The organism is Kocuria soli, from assembly GCF_003797835.1.
Classification (GTDB): domain Bacteria; phylum Actinomycetota; class Actinomycetes; order Actinomycetales; family Micrococcaceae; genus Kocuria; species Kocuria soli.
Map to the genome: position 1 here is coordinate 1 of NZ_RKMF01000004.1, position 15598 is coordinate 15598.

The 15598-nt window shown below is 64.4% G+C and carries 12 protein-coding genes; 2 read left to right on the forward strand and 10 right to left on the reverse strand.

What is annotated here, in order from left to right:
• Positions 1-91 precede the first annotated feature (91 nt).
• From EDL96_RS03895 to EDL96_RS03925, 7 genes are all read right to left on the reverse strand, one after another.
• Positions 92-1804: a type I restriction endonuclease subunit R gene (locus tag EDL96_RS03895; RefSeq protein WP_407656901.1), complete on the reverse strand. Its 1713-nt coding sequence runs from the start codon at positions 1802-1804 to the stop codon at positions 92-94.
• A complete protein-coding gene (locus EDL96_RS03900) occupies positions 1801-2970 on the reverse strand; it encodes a restriction endonuclease subunit S (RefSeq protein WP_123824518.1) in 1170 nt (389 codons plus the stop codon). Before EDL96_RS03900 ends, EDL96_RS03895 begins: the two co-directional genes overlap by 4 nt.
• Positions 2967-3893 carry a restriction endonuclease gene (locus EDL96_RS03905; RefSeq protein WP_123824519.1) on the reverse strand — a complete coding sequence of 309 codons (927 nt, stop codon included), beginning with the start codon at positions 3891-3893 and terminating at the stop codon, positions 2967-2969. Before EDL96_RS03905 ends, EDL96_RS03900 begins: the two co-directional genes overlap by 4 nt.
• The gene (locus EDL96_RS03910; protein WP_123824520.1) at positions 3890-5461 is read right to left on the reverse strand and encodes a type I restriction-modification system subunit M; all 1572 of its coding nucleotides are present in this window, start codon (positions 5459-5461) and stop codon (positions 3890-3892) included. Before EDL96_RS03910 ends, EDL96_RS03905 begins: the two co-directional genes overlap by 4 nt.
• Before the next feature lie 168 nt (positions 5462-5629).
• Positions 5630-8311 (reverse strand): aconitate hydratase AcnA, encoded by a 2682-nt coding sequence (gene acnA / locus EDL96_RS03915; RefSeq protein ID WP_123824521.1) that lies wholly within the window; start codon positions 8309-8311, stop codon positions 5630-5632.
• A 280-nt stretch (positions 8312-8591) separates the two neighbouring features.
• Positions 8592-10124 carry a class I SAM-dependent RNA methyltransferase gene (locus tag EDL96_RS03920; RefSeq protein WP_123824522.1) on the reverse strand — a complete coding sequence of 511 codons (1533 nt, stop codon included), beginning with the start codon at positions 10122-10124 and terminating at the stop codon, positions 8592-8594.
• On the reverse strand, positions 10121-12133 hold the full coding sequence (locus EDL96_RS03925) for an APC family permease (RefSeq protein WP_199732531.1): 2013 nt from the start codon (positions 12131-12133) through the stop codon (positions 10121-10123). Before EDL96_RS03925 ends, EDL96_RS03920 begins: the two co-directional genes overlap by 4 nt.
• Before the next feature lie 82 nt (positions 12134-12215).
• Between EDL96_RS03925 and EDL96_RS03930 the strand changes: the two genes are divergently transcribed.
• Positions 12216-12944, forward strand: coding sequence for a potassium channel family protein (locus EDL96_RS03930; protein WP_123824523.1), 729 nt, complete (start codon positions 12216-12218; stop codon positions 12942-12944).
• Positions 12941-13597: a potassium channel family protein gene (locus EDL96_RS03935; protein WP_123824524.1), complete on the forward strand. Its 657-nt coding sequence runs from the start codon at positions 12941-12943 to the stop codon at positions 13595-13597. The genes EDL96_RS03930 and EDL96_RS03935 overlap by 4 nt, the downstream gene beginning before the upstream one ends.
• On the opposite strand, the gene EDL96_RS03940 is transcribed toward EDL96_RS03935, so the two are convergent.
• From EDL96_RS03940 to EDL96_RS03950, 3 genes are read right to left on the reverse strand one after another with little or no spacing between them, the layout of a single operon-like run.
• A complete protein-coding gene (locus EDL96_RS03940; RefSeq protein WP_123824525.1) occupies positions 13576-14403 on the reverse strand; it encodes a DUF3159 domain-containing protein in 828 nt (275 codons plus the stop codon). The two genes, EDL96_RS03935 and EDL96_RS03940, sit on opposite strands and share 22 nt — an antisense overlap.
• Entirely contained in the window at positions 14400-14795 is a 396-nt protein-coding gene (locus EDL96_RS03945) for a hypothetical protein (RefSeq protein ID WP_233568671.1), read from the reverse strand. The genes EDL96_RS03940 and EDL96_RS03945 overlap by 4 nt, the downstream gene beginning before the upstream one ends.
• Positions 14792-15595, reverse strand: a complete 804-nt coding sequence (locus EDL96_RS03950; protein WP_123824526.1) for a DUF3710 domain-containing protein — start codon at positions 15593-15595, stop codon at positions 14792-14794. The genes EDL96_RS03945 and EDL96_RS03950 overlap by 4 nt, the downstream gene beginning before the upstream one ends.
• Positions 15596-15598: the final 3 nt, after the last annotated feature.

The window sequence follows — 15598 nt, forward strand, 5'->3', positions numbered from 1 at the left end:
GGGCGTCAAAGGTGCGTTAGCGTGAGTCACGAAGGCCTCCGTGGTGAAGATGTTGAGTGTGGTAACCCACATCTTGCCCGGAGGCCTTCATCTACCCCGCGTGTTCACAACCTGCCGGGGAAGTACAGCTAGCGGTGCGTTTGGTCTTCTGGTCGAAGTGCTCCAGGGTGTACTGCACGATCGGCCTGATACGGCGCGGATCCAGCAGGGCCTTCTCCGAGTCGATCGCTGAAACCTGTACGTCGTCGGGGTTACCGACCTTCACCGTATTGACGTAATCGATCCGGAACGGAAGCACATTCTTGTCGGTGATCGCGTCGACGATCGTGTACGTGTGCAGTTTGTCGCCGAAGGCCTGCTCGGTCGTGCGCAGCTGCGGGTTACCGCCCTTACCAGCATTCGCCGCGAAAATCGGCGTCCCGGTGAAGCCGAACAAGTTGTACTTCTTGAATGCCCGCGTGATGTCGGTGTGCATGTCGCCGAACTGGGACCGGTGGCACTCGTCGAAGATGATCACGGCGTGCCCGGAAAACACCGCGTGGCCCTTGTTGGCCTTGATGAACGTGGACAGCTTCTGAATCGTGGTGATGATGATCCGAGCGCCCGGGTCCTCAAGCTGCTTCTTCAGGATCGCCGTGGACGCGTTCGAGTTGGCCGCGCCCTTCTCGAACCGGTCGTACTCGCGCATCGTCTGGTAGTCGAGGTCCTTGCGATCGACGACGAATAGGACCTTGTCGACGCTCGGGAGCCTGGAAGCAAGCTGCGCCGACTTGAAAGAGGTGAGTGTTTTGCCCGAGCCCGTGGTGTGCCAAACGTAGCCCCCGGCGGCGACCGTGCCGAGGGCGCGGTAGTTGGTGGAGACGGCGATCTTTTGCAGGATCCGCTCAGTGGCCACGATCTGGTATGGACGCATGACCAGTAGATCGCGGTCGGCGGTGAGCACGCAATACTTCGTGAGGATGTTCAGCAGAGCGTGCTTCGCGAAGAACGTCCGAACAAACGCCGTCAGCTCGGTGACCGGCTTGTTGGACGCGTCAGCCCACCAGCTGGTGAACTCGAACGAGTTGCTCGATTTCTTGCCCCGGCCAGCGCTGGACGCCTTCTGCGCTTCCTTGAGATGTTTCGAGCGGGTGCTGTTGGAGTAGTACTTGGTCAGCGTCCCGTTGCTGATCACGAACAGCTGCACGTACTCGAACAAGCCGGACCCAGCCCAGAAGCTGTCGCGCTGGTACCGGCGGATTTGGTTGAACGCCTCACGGATGTCAACGCCGCGACGCTTCAGCTCAATGTGCACCATCGGCAGACCGTTCACCAGCACGGTGAGGTCATAGCGGTTGGCGTGGTTCGCGCCGCCCTCGTCTCTATCGATCTCGTACTGGTTGATCACCTGCAGACGATTGTTGTGGATGTTCGTCTTATCGATCAGCGAGACGTTCTTGGTCGAGCCGTCGTCACGTTTCAAGATCTGGACGTGGTCTTCCTGGACACGCACGGTCTTCTCGACGATGCCGTCGTTCTGGCCAGCGATCTTGGTGGTGAAGAACGACGCCCACTCTGCGTCGGAGAAGGTGAGGTGGTTCAGCGCCTCCAGCTGCGACCGCAGGTTTGCAACCAGCTGTGCCTCGGACCTGACCGGCAGATACTCGTATGCCTGCGACTCCAGCAGGCGGATCATCTCCCGCTCGAGTGCTGCTTCCGACTGGTACGCCTCAGCCTTCGGCTCGTCCGGAATGTATTCGGTAACGACCGTGCTCTCGGAAGAAACCGCGATTGGGTCGTACTTGCGTGCCTGCCCATCACTCATGCCGCCAACTCCTTGAAGGTCAAGAGCCGGTCCCGGTAATGCTCATACTGGCGGCGTCGAGCCGCAAGTTCGGCAGGGATACCGATGCTGAGGTCGTTGACCAGGGTGTCGAAGTTGTCGAGAAGTGCCACGATCCGTCGCTGGTCCTCAAGCGATGGAACCGGCACTCGGTATTCCTTGACCTTCTTGGAATTCAGATTGGACTGAGAGCCCTCACCGAGCGACTTCAAGCGCCCGTACTCGCGCGAGATCCAATGGAATACGAAACGGAAGTCTGCCTGATTCGGATCAATGTCTAGATTGCAGCAGGCCTGGTTCGTCGTGACCGGAATGGAGTTGATTGCCACTTTTGCCGCTGTAGCACCGTACATTGCCACTATCACGCAGTTCGCTGGAATCCACTTTGCGGACGAGTTCGCGAGACCCGCGTCGGTGATGCTCCTTCCGGTCGAGGTGATGTATCCGAAGTCGACTTCTTGAGTACGCACCCACGGTATACCGCCGCCATAGTAGTCGTCTCGACCAGATGACGGCGTTCCGCCTGACGAAACATGAGAGCTGATCGCCCCTAAAGTTGACCACCTGATACCCGCATCAGGCGAGAAACTGAATGCTTCGTGACGGTAGTGGTCGTACTGGCGGCGTCGAGCCTCCAGCTCCGCCTCCAGCTCCGCCTCCAGCTGAGTGAACTGATCCAATATTCGCACGATTTCCCGCTGCACATCGAGAGGGGGTACAGGGATTCTGAATTTCGAGTAGGTACCGATCCACTGTCGAGCATGGTCCTGCGGTCGGTACGCAATGGTTTGCATTGCATACCACACAAAACGAAGGCTCACCCCAGCGCCTAAACGACAACTAAGCATCTTCATGGCAGATGACTTCACCTTGAACCTGAATTCAACCCACTTAAATGCCGTCGTGAAGTCATCAAATATTACGACCGGATCTACCGATGATGCCGAATATATTCCTTCAGTCTCATCCGTATAGCCGAGAATGAATTTCTGTCCAGCAGTCAGTACCGGCGTTTTATGAGAGTCATCGTAGCGCGCGGATGAGACCAGGTATTTGGCGGGTTGCTCGTAGTCAAGCAACTCCCCCAAGGGCTTGAATTCGACCCCATCCGGGCAAAGGTCCTGGATTAGTTCATCGATGCGGCTCATGCGAAGAAATCCTCGTCGATCTCGACAACCTTGTAAGTCTCTTTCGCCTGCACGCCCACGCCGTAGCGGATCATGAGTCCGGTGAGTCGTGCACCGTCGATCAGGATGATGCGTGTTGGCACGTTCTCCGCATACAAGCGCGCTCCGTCAGAGAACCGGCTGGTCGTGATGAAGACGCCGCTGTCCGCCTTGCCGCTGAGCGCCCCGACAAACGCCTGCAAATCTGGACGCCCCACGGTGTTCTCGCCTTTGTACCGCTTGGCCTGGATGTAGACGCGGTTGAGACCTAGGACGTCCTGGTCAATCACGCCATCAATGCCGCCGTCGTTGCTGAGCTGTGTGACGTTACCGGCTCCGGTGGTGCCGCCGTAGCCCATGGCCAGCAGGAGATCGACAACTGCCTGCTCAAAAAAGCCTGGGTCTTTGTCCTGCAGCCGCTTGAGTAGCTCGATAGCGATCTCTTCATGGATACGTGCGACGCCACTTTGCACCTGCTCAGTTGGAGTCATTGACGATTCTTTGACCGGGTTGGTCGTTTCAGACTCAACCGTCTTGCGGTCCGTGGAAGCCACGTACTCGCGGATCGGCGAACTGGGGTCCGCACCGAGGGCCTTGATGTCACGTTCCTTGGCACCGTTCGGAAACAGCTCGATCAGCTGCTTACCGGCATCAGTGATCTGATAATGACCTCGCTTCGGACGCGTCAGCGCACCAACGTTCGTCAGAAACGAGACGCCCCAACCGATGCGGTTCTTATACCTCTCCCCACTTCCGGAGGGGAGCATCTCGCGGCGCTGTCCATCCGTCAGTCCGACTTCGTCAGCGGTCATCGGCTGAAACTCGCGCCAATGCCGTACCGCGCCATCGCTCATGACTCGCAGCGTCGGGATCATGAAGCCTTCCCAGTTGGGCATATCCGTCATGACCGCGTACCTTCCAGATCCGCCACGATCTCGTCGATCGCCGTGCGCAGCTCGGCCTGGCGCGCCACGATGCCCGCGATCTCGGAGTTTAGCTCCGTGATGTCAATTTCTTCGCGAGTGTCCTCGGCCTCTACATAGGACGAGACCGCGATGTTGTAATCGTTTGCGGCGATGTCCTCGTTGCTCACGAGTGCTGTGAAGTAGTCCTCGGGGTCACGCGTCGTGAACGCCTCAAGAATCCGCCCTCGGTGCTCATCCAGTAACTTGTTCTTGTTGCCAATGCGCTTGAACTCAGCCGACGCGTCGATGAACAACACATCGCTGGTCTTCTTCGACTTTTTCAGCACAAGGATGCACGTGGCAATCGTGGTCCCGAAGAACAGGTCTGGCGGAAGCTGGATGACGGCGTCAACGTAGTTGTTGTCGATCAGGTACTGGCGGATCTTTTTCTCCGCTCCCCCGCGATACAACACACCGGGGAACTCAACGATCGCCGCCGTACCATTGACGGCCAGCCAGCTGAGCATGTGCATGGTGAAGGCCAAGTCAGCTTTTGACTTGGGAGCGAGAACCCCGGCCGGGGCAAACCGCTCGTCGTTAATCAGCAGCGGGTTGGCATCGCCTTCCCACTTGATCGAGTAGGGCGGGTTGGAGACGATCGCCTCGAACGGCTCGTCGTCCCAGTGCTGGGGGTCGATCAGTGTGTCGCCATGGGCGAGGTTGAAGTCGGAGTAGTTTACGTTGTGCAGGAGCATGTTGATCCGCGCGAGGTTGTACGTGGTCAGATTGATCTCCTGACCGTAGAAACCCTGACGAACGTTGCCCCTGTCGAGCACCTTGTTGAATTTCAACAGCAGGGATCCCGATCCAACGGCGGGATCGTAGACCTTGTTGACCTGTTTCTTGCCGACCACCGTGATGCGCGCCAGCAGCTCAGAAACTTCCTGCGGCGTGTAGTACTCGCCGCCGGACTTACCGGCGTTCGCGGCGTACATCTGCATGAGGTACTCGTAAGCGTCACCGAACAGGTCGATCGAGTTGTCCTCCCAGCGCCCCAACGGCAAGTCGCCGATCGCGTCGAGCAGCTTCACCAGCTTCTGGTTCCGCTTGGCCACCGTGGATCCGAGCTTGTTACTGTTCACGTCCAGGTCATCGAACAAACCCTTGAAGTCGTCCTCGCTCTCAGTCCCGATCGCAGAGGCTTCAATGTTCTTGAACGCACGCTCAAGGGTCTCGTTCAGGTTCTCATCCCACGCCGCACGCTCCCGAACGTTGGAGAAAAGATCGGACGGCAGGATAAAGAAACCCTTCTCCGCGACGATGTCCTGGAGAGCCAATCCCGCCTCCGAGTCGGGCATTCGCGTGTAGTCGAAGGACTCATCCCCGGCGTCATGCTCTCCCTTGTTGATGTAGGCGGTCAAGTTCTCGGAGATGAACCTGTAGAACAGCATGCCCAACACATAGGACTTGAAGTCCCAGCCATCAACGCTGCCCCGAAGGTCGTTCGCGATTCGCCAGATGGTCTTGTGCAGCTCAGCACGCTGAGCCTCTTTGGTGGTGGGGACCATAATGCAGTTCTCTCCTGGGCGCTCACGCGCTGTACTTGCTACTGAGTGGTTGGTTTCAGACTATCCGCGCCCACCGACATTCGAATGCTCCGACGCCGGTTTGGCACGGGAAGGGCCCGCCCCGTCGAAGACGGAAGCGGGCCCAACCAGGCAGCCGATCAGATCAGATCAGTTGGACGCGATCTGGCGCAGCACGTACTGCAGGATGCCGCCGTTGCGGTAGTAGTCGGCCTCACCCGGGGTGTCGATGCGGACGTCCGCGTCGAACTCCACGGTGGAGCCGTCTTCCTTGGTGGCAACCACCTTGACGGTCTTGGGGGTCTGGCCCTCATTGAGAGCGGTCACCCCGGAGATCGAGAAGGTCTCCGTGCCGTCCAGGTTCAGCGAATCGGCCGACTCACCGGCGGGGAACTGCAGCGGCAGCACGCCCATGCCGATCAGGTTGGAGCGGTGAATGCGCTCGTAGGACTCGGCTATCACGGCCTTGATGCCGAGCAGTGCGGTGCCCTTGGCGGCCCAGTCACGCGAGGACCCGGAACCGTACTCCTTGCCCGCCAGGACAACCAGCGGGGTGCCTGCGGCCTGGTAGTTCTGGGCGGCGTCGTAGACGTAGGCCTGCGGGCCGCCGTCCTGGGTGAAGTCGCGGGTGAAGCCGCCCTCCACACCGTCCAGGAGCTGGTTCTTGATCCGGATGTTGGCGAACGTGCCGCGAATCATGACCTCGTGGTTGCCACGGCGCGAGCCGTAGGAGTTGAAGTCCTTGCGCTCCACACCGTTCTCGATCAGGTACTTGCCCGCGGGAGTGTCGGACTTGAACGACCCGGCCGGGGAGATGTGGTCGGTGGTGACCGAGTCCCCCAGCTTGAGCAGAACGCGGGCGCCTTCGACGTCGGAGACCGGGGTGGTCTCCATGGTCATGCCCTCGAAGTACGGTGGCTTGCGCACGTAGGTCGAGTTCTCGTCCCACTCGAAGACCTTGCCGGTGGGCGTGTCCAGGTTCTGCCAGCGCTCGTCACCGTCGAAGATCGTCCCGTATTCCTTGGTGAACATCTCGGTGTCGATCGAGGCGTCGATGATCTTCTGGACCTCGGCCGGGTCCGGCCAGATGTCCTTGAGGAACACGTCGTTGCCCTCGGCGTCCTGGCCCAGCGCGTCGGACTCGAAGTCGAAGTCCATGTTGCCGGCCAGTGCGTAGGCGACCACCAACGGCGGGGACGCCAGGTAGTTCATCTTGACGTCCGGGTTGATGCGGCCCTCGAAGTTACGGTTGCCGGAGAGCACCGAGGTCACGGCCAGGTCGTTGTCCTGGATGGCCTGGGAGATCTCGTCCTCGAGCGGACCCGAGTTGCCGATGCAGGTGGTGCAGCCGTAGCCCACGATGTAGAAGCCGAGCTCCTGCAGCGCGGGAACCAGACCGGACTTCTCGTAGTAGTCGGTGACCACCTTGGAGCCCGGTGCGATCGAGGTCTTGACCCACGGCTTGGCCTTGAGGCCCTTTTCCACCGCGTTGCGGGCCAGCACGGCGGCGGCCATCATCACGGACGGGTTGGAGGTGTTGGTGCAGGAGGTGATCGAAGCGATCGACACCGCACCGGTCTCAAGCTCGAACTCACGCCCGTCGGCGGTGGCCACGGCCGCGGAGTTCGTGCCCTTGGAAGACTGGTAGTTGGCGACGTCCTTCTCGAACTGCTCCTTGGACTTGGACAGCTCGATGCGGTCCTGCGGACGCTTGGGGCCGGAGATGGACGGAACCACAGTGGAGAGGTCGAGCTCCATGTACTCGGAGAACTCGATCTCGCGCGACGGGTCGTGCCACAGGCCCTGTTCCTTGGCGTAGGCCTCCACCAGGGCGACCTGCTCGGCGGAACGGCCGGTCAGGCGCAGGTAGTCCAGGGTCACGTCGTCGATCGGGAAAATCGCGGCGGTCGAACCGAACTCGGGGCTCATGTTGCCGATCGTGGCGCGGTTGGCCAGCGGGACGGCGCCGACGCCCTCGCCGTAGAACTCCACGAACTTGCCGACCACGCCGTGGGCGCGCAGCATCTCGGTGATGGTCAGCACGACGTCGGTCGCGGTGGCACCCGAGGGGATCGCGCCGGTGAGCTTGAAGCCCACGACACGCGGGATGAGCATGGAAATCGGCTGGCCGAGCATGGCTGCCTCGGCCTCGATGCCGCCCACGCCCCAGCCGAGAACGCCGATGCCGTTCTCCATGGTGGTGTGCGAGTCGGTACCCACGCAGGTGTCCGGGTAGGCGCGGTTCACGCCGTCGACCTCACGGGTCATCACCACGCGGGCCAGGTTCTCGATGTTGACCTGGTGCACGATGCCCATCCCCGGGGGGACGACCTTGAAGTCGTCGAACGCGGTCTGGCCCCAACGCAGGAACTGGTACCGCTCGCCGTTGCGCTGGTACTCGATGTCCATGTTGCGCTCGATGGCCTGCGAGTTGCCGAAGGAGTCGATCTGCACGGAGTGGTCGATGACCAGCTCGGCGGGTGCCAGCGGGTTGACCCGGGTGGGATCGCCGCCGAGGTCGGCAACGGCCTCACGCATGGTGGCCAGGTCCACGACACAGGGCACACCGGTGAAGTCCTGCATGATCACACGGGCCGGGGTGAACTGGATCTCCGTGTTGGGCTGGGCCGATGCGTCCCAGTTCGCCAGGGCGTCGATGTGCGCCTGGGTGATGTTCGCGCCGTCCTCGGTGCGCAGCAGGTTTTCCAAGAGAACCTTGAGGCTGTACGGGAGCTTCTTCGCTCCTTCCAACACGTTCAGACGGTAAATCTCATACTCGGTGCCATTGACGTCGAGAACGCCTTTTGCTCCGAAACTGTCCACGGTGCTCATATTGCCCGGAACTCCTCTCGCCACGGTTGTGCTGTACCGCGGACGTCATGGGCCGCATCTGGACCGGTACTGGGCACCGGCTGGGCGACGTCGACGTCCCGGCAGTCGCGCCCCAATATACCGCTTTGAGACACCTGTTCACTCCGTGACGCCGCCGCGAAGCCCCGTTTGACGACAAATTGTCAAGGGGAGCGTCCACCGGTCATTACCGGCCGTTCTTTCCGAGGCGCTCCCGGCCGTTCCGCGAATACTTGACAGGCCTCCGGCAGGCCAGGCGGGTTCACCGGGTCAGGGTCACCAGCGATTCCAGGTGGTGGGTGTTGGGGTAGAGATCGAACGCCCGCATCGACTCGACGGCCCACCCGTGGTGGCGGAACCGGGCGAGGTCACGGGCCAGCGTGGCCGGATCGCACGACACGTACACGACCCGTTCCGGACCCAGAGCGTGGATCGCGTCCACGACGGCTTTGCCTGCGCCGACCCGGGGCGGGTCCAGCACGACGACGTCGGGTCGACGCGAACCGTCGGCCACGGCGGATCCCGCAGCTGGCCGGGTTCGCGCCCGCCCGTGGCGCCCGCCGGAGCCGCGGCGTCCACGGGACCGGACGGTCCCCGGCCAGCGGCGCGCCAGGACCTGTTCGACTCCCCCACGCACGACCTCCACGTGGTCGTCGTCCCCGAAGGTCAGGACCGCGTCCGCGCTGGTCACCGGCGAGCCTTCCACACCGACGACGGCGCCGGTCGTGGTCCCGCGCGCCCCCACGGCCTCGGCCAGGGCAGCCGTGAACAGTCCCGCCCCCGAGTAGAGGTCGAGAGCGAACTGGCCTTCTCGCGGCTGCGCGGCACGCAGCACCGCCTCGAGAAGATGCCCGGGAGCCAGTCTGTGGATCTGCCAGAACCCTCCAGCCGAAACCCGCCAGGCGTGGTGATCGACGTGTTCGACGACGTGCCCCTGCCCGGCGACAACGGTGTGTTCACCCGCTCGGCCCTCGGGCGGGCCGAGGACCACGGAGGTTCCGGGGCCGACCCGGTCCAGGTGGGGCAGCAAGTCCCGCTCCAGACGCGCGATCAGTGCGTCCCGGGCTTCGGCACCGTGGGCCGAGGACGTGACCGTTCCGCGGGCCGAGTCGGACCGCGGGGTGAGGATCAGCTGCGGCGGCTGCTGGGTCCTCCCGCCGTCGGGGGCGGCCAGATCCACTCGGGCCACGCCCGTCAGGTTCACCCGGTGCAACTCGAGACGTTCCAGCACCGGAACCATGAGCGGGAAGCCCTCGACCGGCACGAGGTCTTCGCTGCGGTGCGGGTGCATACCCACCGCGCCGTCGTCGTCGACCGCGAAGTGCGCGCGGGTCCGCCAACCGAGACCATCCGGGTCCTCCCCCGGCAGCGCTTCCACACGGGGAGCGAGTTGGTCGAGTTCCTGCGGACCGAACTTGCCGATCCCGCCCAACAGATCCCGGAGAACGCCGGTCTTGATCTCCCGCTGCCGCTCCAGGCCCAGGTGCCCGAATTCTGCCCCTCCGACGGGCCGGCGCCCGAGGGCAGCCGCGCGCAGTGCATCGGCGGGCTCCCAGGGGTGACGGTCGCGTCGATCGGGGGAAGCCTCCAGGACCTCGACGACGTCCCCGCGCCACAACTTGGCGTTCTCGTCGCTTTCCGTCAGCCGTACACGCACGGTCTCCCCCACGTCGGCGTGGCGGACGAACACGACCCTGCCCTCCGGCGTACGCGCCACGGTGTGCCCTCCGTGGGCCCAGTCGTGCGGTTGGAGGACGACCTTGGATTCCTCCGGCCGGTCATGACTGTGGTTCACCTGGTCTCCGTCCGCTCGGAAGATGGGTCTTGGAGCCCGGAGCCCGCCGAGGAGGTCTGGGCGGGATCACCCGAGTCGACCCGCCAAGGGACGGAGGCGATCATGACCCCCGGCTCGAAGCGCAGTCGGCCTGCCAGGGCCCGGGTCGACTGGTTGTGCAGTATCCGCTCCCACCAGGTCCCCACCACGTATTCGGGCAGGTACACGACCACCAGGTCGCGGGGGGAACGACGGCGGACGCGATGCAGGTGGTCGATCACCGGCTGCACGGAGTTGCGGTACGGGGCATCGAGCACCGTGACGGGTACCGGGATCTCCAGCCTGCGCCATTCGTCGAGGATGCGCGTGGTGATCGCCGGGGACACGTCCACCACGATCGCCTCCAGGGTGGATGGGCGCGAGGCACGGGCGTAGGCCAGGGCACGCATCGCGGGTTTCCGGACCGAGGGCACGATGATCATGGCGTGGACCCGGGAGGGCAGTGCCCGCGCCGAGGAATTGCGTTCCAGCTTGAGATCCCGGTCCACGAAGTCGTAGTGCCGCCGAATCGCGAGCATGAGCCCGCCCAGCAGGCACATGGCCACAACTGTGATCCACGCGCCCTGGGCGAACTTGGTCACGAGCACGATGACCAACACGGTGGCACTCAGCACGAAGGCGACGTGGGCGAGGACCGTGGTGCCGATCAGCCGCCGTCGGGCTGCGGGTTCGTGGACGTAGCGGCGCTGCCGCCTCCAGTGCCGCACCATGCCGGCCTGCGTGAGGGTGAAGGACGTGAAGACCCCGACCACGTAGAGCTGCACCAGACCGTTGACGTTGGCCCGGAACAACACCACCAGGAGCGCGGCGGCCACCAGGAGCGCGATGATCCCGTTGGTGAAGGCGAAACGGTCACCGCGTGCCTTGAGCTGCCTGGGGAGGAAGGAGTCGCGGGCCAAACGCGAGCCGAGAGCCGGGAATCCCGAGAATGCCGTGGACGCTGCGAACACGAGCACCAGGACAGTTGCCAGGATCACCACGTAGAACATCGGCGTGTCCAGGCCGAAGACCGACCGCGCCAGTTGCCCCAGCAACGGGTTCTGGTAGAAGTCCTCGGTGGGCGCACGACCGTCGATCCGCAGTTGCGCGGCGGGGTCCAGGACCACGACGGCGCCGGTACGCTGGGCCAGGTAGATGGTCCCCATGAGCAGCACGCAGGAGATCGCGCCCATGATCGTCAGGACGGTCCCGGCGTTGCGCCCCTTGGGCTTCTTGAAGTACTGCACGGAGCCGGCCACGGACTCCACGCCGGTCACGGACACCGCGCCCGAGGAGAACGCACGGAGAATCAGCATGACCATGGCCAGGGTGCTCCAGGCGGTCTGCTGGTCAGCGGTCGGGAGCACGTCCCAGCTCGACGACGGCGCAGGGGTCAACCCGCCCGTGACGGACTCGACCACGCCCACACCGATCAACACGAACATGACGATGACGAACAAGTACGTGGGCACCACGGCAGCGCGTCCCATGAACTGTTGGCCGCGGAGATTCAACAGACCGGCCAGCAGGACACCGACCAGGGCCACCTCGGTCCGGTGATCGATGAGCGAGGTGAATGCCGCCGCCAGGTACTGGGCGGCAGCGGACATCGACACTGCGACCACCAGGGTGAAGTCCACCATGAGCGCCGAACCGACGACCACCCCCGCCTTGCGGCCCAGGTTCTTGGAGGCGATCTCGAAGTCCCCACCGCCGGAGGGGTAAGCCCGAAGATTCTGCCGGTAGGCCGCGACGACGACCGCCGTCACCAGGACCACGGCCAGCCCCACCCACGGTGACAGCGCAACGGCCGAGATGCCGGCCAGGGCCAGGGTCAACACGATCTCATCCGGTGCGTAGGCCACGGAGGACAGAGAATCCGCGGAGAACACGGGCAACGCGGTGCGTTTGGGTAGAGCCGTCTCGGCGAAACGCTCGTTGTGCAACGGGCGCCCCACCAGCGTGGTGCGTACGGCTCGCAGAATACTCACCGGACCAGGCTAGCCCCACCGCACCGTCCAGGGCTCATCGAGGGTGCGCGGTGGTGGCCGGGGAGGGCAGTACCCTGACTGCATGCCGCATTTCGTGATCATGGGTGCAGGACGCGTGGGCGTCATGCTCGCCCACGCACTGGAGGACTCCGGGCACTCGGTGGCCGTCGTCGATCAGGACGACCGCTCCCTCCGTCGGCTGCGCAGCGGGTTCCAGGGGAAGAAGGTCACCGGGCACGGGTTCGACCGAGACGTCCTGCGCCGCGCCGGGATCGAGACCGCGTACGCCTTCGCGGCCGTCTCCAGCGGCGACAACACGAACATCTTGGCGGCCCGGGTGGCCCGCGAGACATTCGGCGTGGAACGCGTGGTGGCCCGGATCTACGACCCCGCCCGCGCCGAGTTCTACCAACGGCTCGGCATCCCCACGGTGGCTGCGGTCCGGTGGTCCGCCGACCAGGTGCTGCGGCGCATGCTGCCGGAGCAGAGCATTGCCGGGGACTGGAGGGAGGCCTCCGGGCGGCTCCAGCTGGGCGAGCTCTCCCTGGACGATTCCTGGTCCGGCCTGCATCTTGACGCGATCCAGGAGGCCACGGGGGTTCGAATCGCCTTCGTGACCCGCTTCGGCGAAGGCATCCTCCCGGGGCCCTCGACCAGTTACCAGAAGGGCGACGTCGTGCACGCCATGATGCGCATCGAGGACATCGAAGACGTGGCCCGGGTCCTGGCTCAACCGCCCACGGCGCAGATCAAGGAATTGGCACAGTCCTTGCGGCTGGACGAGGACTCCGACGGGAGCGAGGAAGCGTGAAGGTAGCCGTCGTAGGGGCAGGGTCCGTCGGGTCCTCGATCGTCCGCGAGTTGTGCGGCCACGGGCACCAGGTCGTCGTCATCGACGAGAAACCGGATGCCATCGGTCGTGCGGATCTTCGGAACAACCACTGGATCGTCGGTGACGCCTGCGATCCCATGGTGTTGCGGGAAGCGCAACTCGAACAGATGGACGTCATCGTGGCAGCCACCGGCGACGACAAGGTCAACCTGGTCGTCTCCCTCATGGCGCGCTCGGAGTTCGGCGTGCCGCGCACGGTCGGGCGGGTCAACAACCCCAAGAACGAGTGGATGTTCGACCAGGCCTGGGGCGTGGACGTCGCGGTGTCCACGCCGCGACTGATCACCGCCCTGGTCGAGGAGGCCGTGGAGATCGGCGGGGTCGTGCGGCTGCTGAACCTTCAGTCCGACCGGGCGACCCTGAACGCCTTCACCGTGCCCCGCGAACACGACCTGGTGGCCACAACCGTGGGCGAGGTCCCCTGGCCGCAGGAGGCCACCCTGGTCGCCATCCTGCGGGACGGGCTACCGATCGCCCCCACCGACGACGACGTGATCGAAGCGGAGGACGAACTGTTCTTCCTTGCCACGGGCGACGGCGAAGGCCGACTTCACCGCTTGTTCGCGCGCTGACCCTGGTCCTTACGCTGATCCGACGCACCCTGTTCTGGTTCGTCCTCCGGGGTCTTGACGGCTTCCGGGCGGGACACCATCCAGGCGAGCCACAGGGCCATCGCGTACAACGGGGCGCCCATCACCAGACGGGTGATCCCCAGCGCGGACACCTGGTCCGAGAAGTACAGGGGCAGCTGGACCGCCAGCCGCAGCGCGAACATCAGAACGATGAACATCGTGGCCAGCCGATAGGCCTTGAGGCGCACCGGGACCTCCCGCCAGGCCGTGCCCTCACCACGGATGTATCCGAAGATCAGTCCCAGCAGCGGCCACCGGACCAGCACGGAGGCCAGGAAGCCCAAACCATAGACCACATTGATGTAGAAGCCCGGGACGTAGTAGTCCTTGGCCTCTCCGCTCTTGGCCGCGAAGTAGGCGCAGATCGCCACTCCGATCAGGCCGGAGACCGCCTGGACGAGCGTCTGCCGCTGAACGAGCCGAATCACGGTGAACGCGCCGGCCACCGCCAGCGCACCGATCAACGCGGTGCCCAGGTCACCGGCGAGCACGAAAACGGTCAGGAAGATCGCACCGGGCAGGAGGGCCTCGGTGAGTCCACGCCATCCACCGATGGCGTGCAGGACGTCCAGCTGGCCGTTGGCGTTGCGGCGCATCCCCGAGCGTTGCGCGTAGGAAGTCATGGCCGAACGCACCGCATGGGAATCGCGCGATCCGGCGTCGTCGGCCGACTCGATGCGCGACTCGGTGCCCGGGTCCTCCCGGGGTTCGCCCTCCGGTGTTCCGGGAGGCAGGGCGCCCGTCATCGGCGGACCTTCTTGGCCACGATCTCGTAGCGCGGGTTGAAGATCGTGGCGTCCGGGCCGCGGTGGCACAGCAGCCCCACGCAGTCCAGGTACACCCCGACCGCCACGCCGGGAACCTCACGCTGCCCCTGCCACACCAGGCGCACGGGCTTGCCCTCCACCGAGGGGCATTCCGGATCCTGGGCAATGAGGAGGGCGGAGAACTCGGCGGTGTCGTGAACGGGAGCGATGCCCACCTCCACCACGGCCCCGGTGGCGCGTACCTTGCGCCGGGTCGCGGACCGGTCGGCATCGAGGTCGGCCTGGCCGACGTGCGCCGGCGCCACCTCGGGGATGGTGTTGGTCAGCACGGAGGCCATGGAGGCCGTGCACGGCGAGGAGGAGTCGCTCATCGGATCTCCGTCACCTCGGGCCCGCGCTCGGGAGGCTGGAGCGCACCCGATCCACCGTTCTGCTCAGCGGTCTGGCGCGCGGCCGCTTCCTTGCCGGCGGCACGTACCCGAGCCGAGGCGTCAGCCGACTGGCCCGAGTTGCGCAAGGCTGCGCGGCGGGTGGCCCGTGATCCCGAGGCCCGGTGGGCCCCGTCGGGAACTGTGAGCGGGAGCAGGTCCCGCGGGGGCATCGGATCGTTGCCGCGGACCACGACGATCCCGCGGATGATCTCGTCAAAAGTCTTCGAAGCCGCGACGTCGATTGCGGCCGCGCCGGAGATGACCGTACGCAGGAACCACCGCGGCCCGTCGATGCCGACGAACCGTGCCGGTCGGTAGCCGTCGGTTCCGTCCGAGGTCTTCGCCGGGAACCGTGCGCGCAGCTCCGTCCCGAAGGTGCCTTCGACCGACTCCGGGGCGCCGTTGTTACGCGCCAGGGAGTCCTTGAGGTCTTTGCGGATCTCGTCCCACAACCCACTGGACTTGGGGGCCGCGAAGGCTTGGATCTGGGCGGTCGAGCCCGCGACGTCCAGGTTCACCGCCCGGGGACGCTTGGTCTTCTCGTCGACCTCGAGGCGTAGGCCCACCCCCTCGGTGGGCTTGATCAAGATCGAGCCCAGGTCGATGTAACCGTCCCGTGAGTCGATCTCGGAGACGTCCCACGGACCGTCCGCGCGCGGGTCCTGGGAATCCACCTCGACGGCGTCCACGGACTCGGCCGATTCCGCCGTCTGGTTCTTCTTCTTACGTCCAAACACCATTAC

Coding starts and splice junctions, on each gene's coding strand:
- EDL96_RS03900 (WP_123824518.1), bottom strand. CDS start 2,970: ATGAGCCGCATCGATGAACTAATCCAGGACCTTTGCCCGGATGGGGTC.
- EDL96_RS03950 (WP_123824526.1), bottom strand. CDS start 15,595: ATGGTGTTTGGACGTAAGAAGAAGAACCAGACGGCGGAATCGGCCGAG.
- EDL96_RS03910 (WP_123824520.1), bottom strand. CDS start 5,461: ATGGTCCCCACCACCAAAGAGGCTCAGCGTGCTGAGCTGCACAAGACC.
- acnA (WP_123824521.1), bottom strand. CDS start 8,311: ATGAGCACCGTGGACAGTTTCGGAGCAAAAGGCGTTCTCGACGTCAAT.
- EDL96_RS03930 (WP_123824523.1), top strand. CDS start 12,216: ATGCCGCATTTCGTGATCATGGGTGCAGGACGCGTGGGCGTCATGCTC.
- EDL96_RS03895 (WP_407656901.1), bottom strand. CDS start 1,804: ATGAGTGATGGGCAGGCACGCAAGTACGACCCAATCGCGGTTTCTTCC.
- EDL96_RS03945 (WP_233568671.1), bottom strand. CDS start 14,795: ATGAGCGACTCCTCCTCGCCGTGCACGGCCTCCATGGCCTCCGTGCTG.
- EDL96_RS03905 (WP_123824519.1), bottom strand. CDS start 3,893: ATGACGGATATGCCCAACTGGGAAGGCTTCATGATCCCGACGCTGCGA.
- EDL96_RS03940 (WP_123824525.1), bottom strand. CDS start 14,403: ATGACGGGCGCCCTGCCTCCCGGAACACCGGAGGGCGAACCCCGGGAG.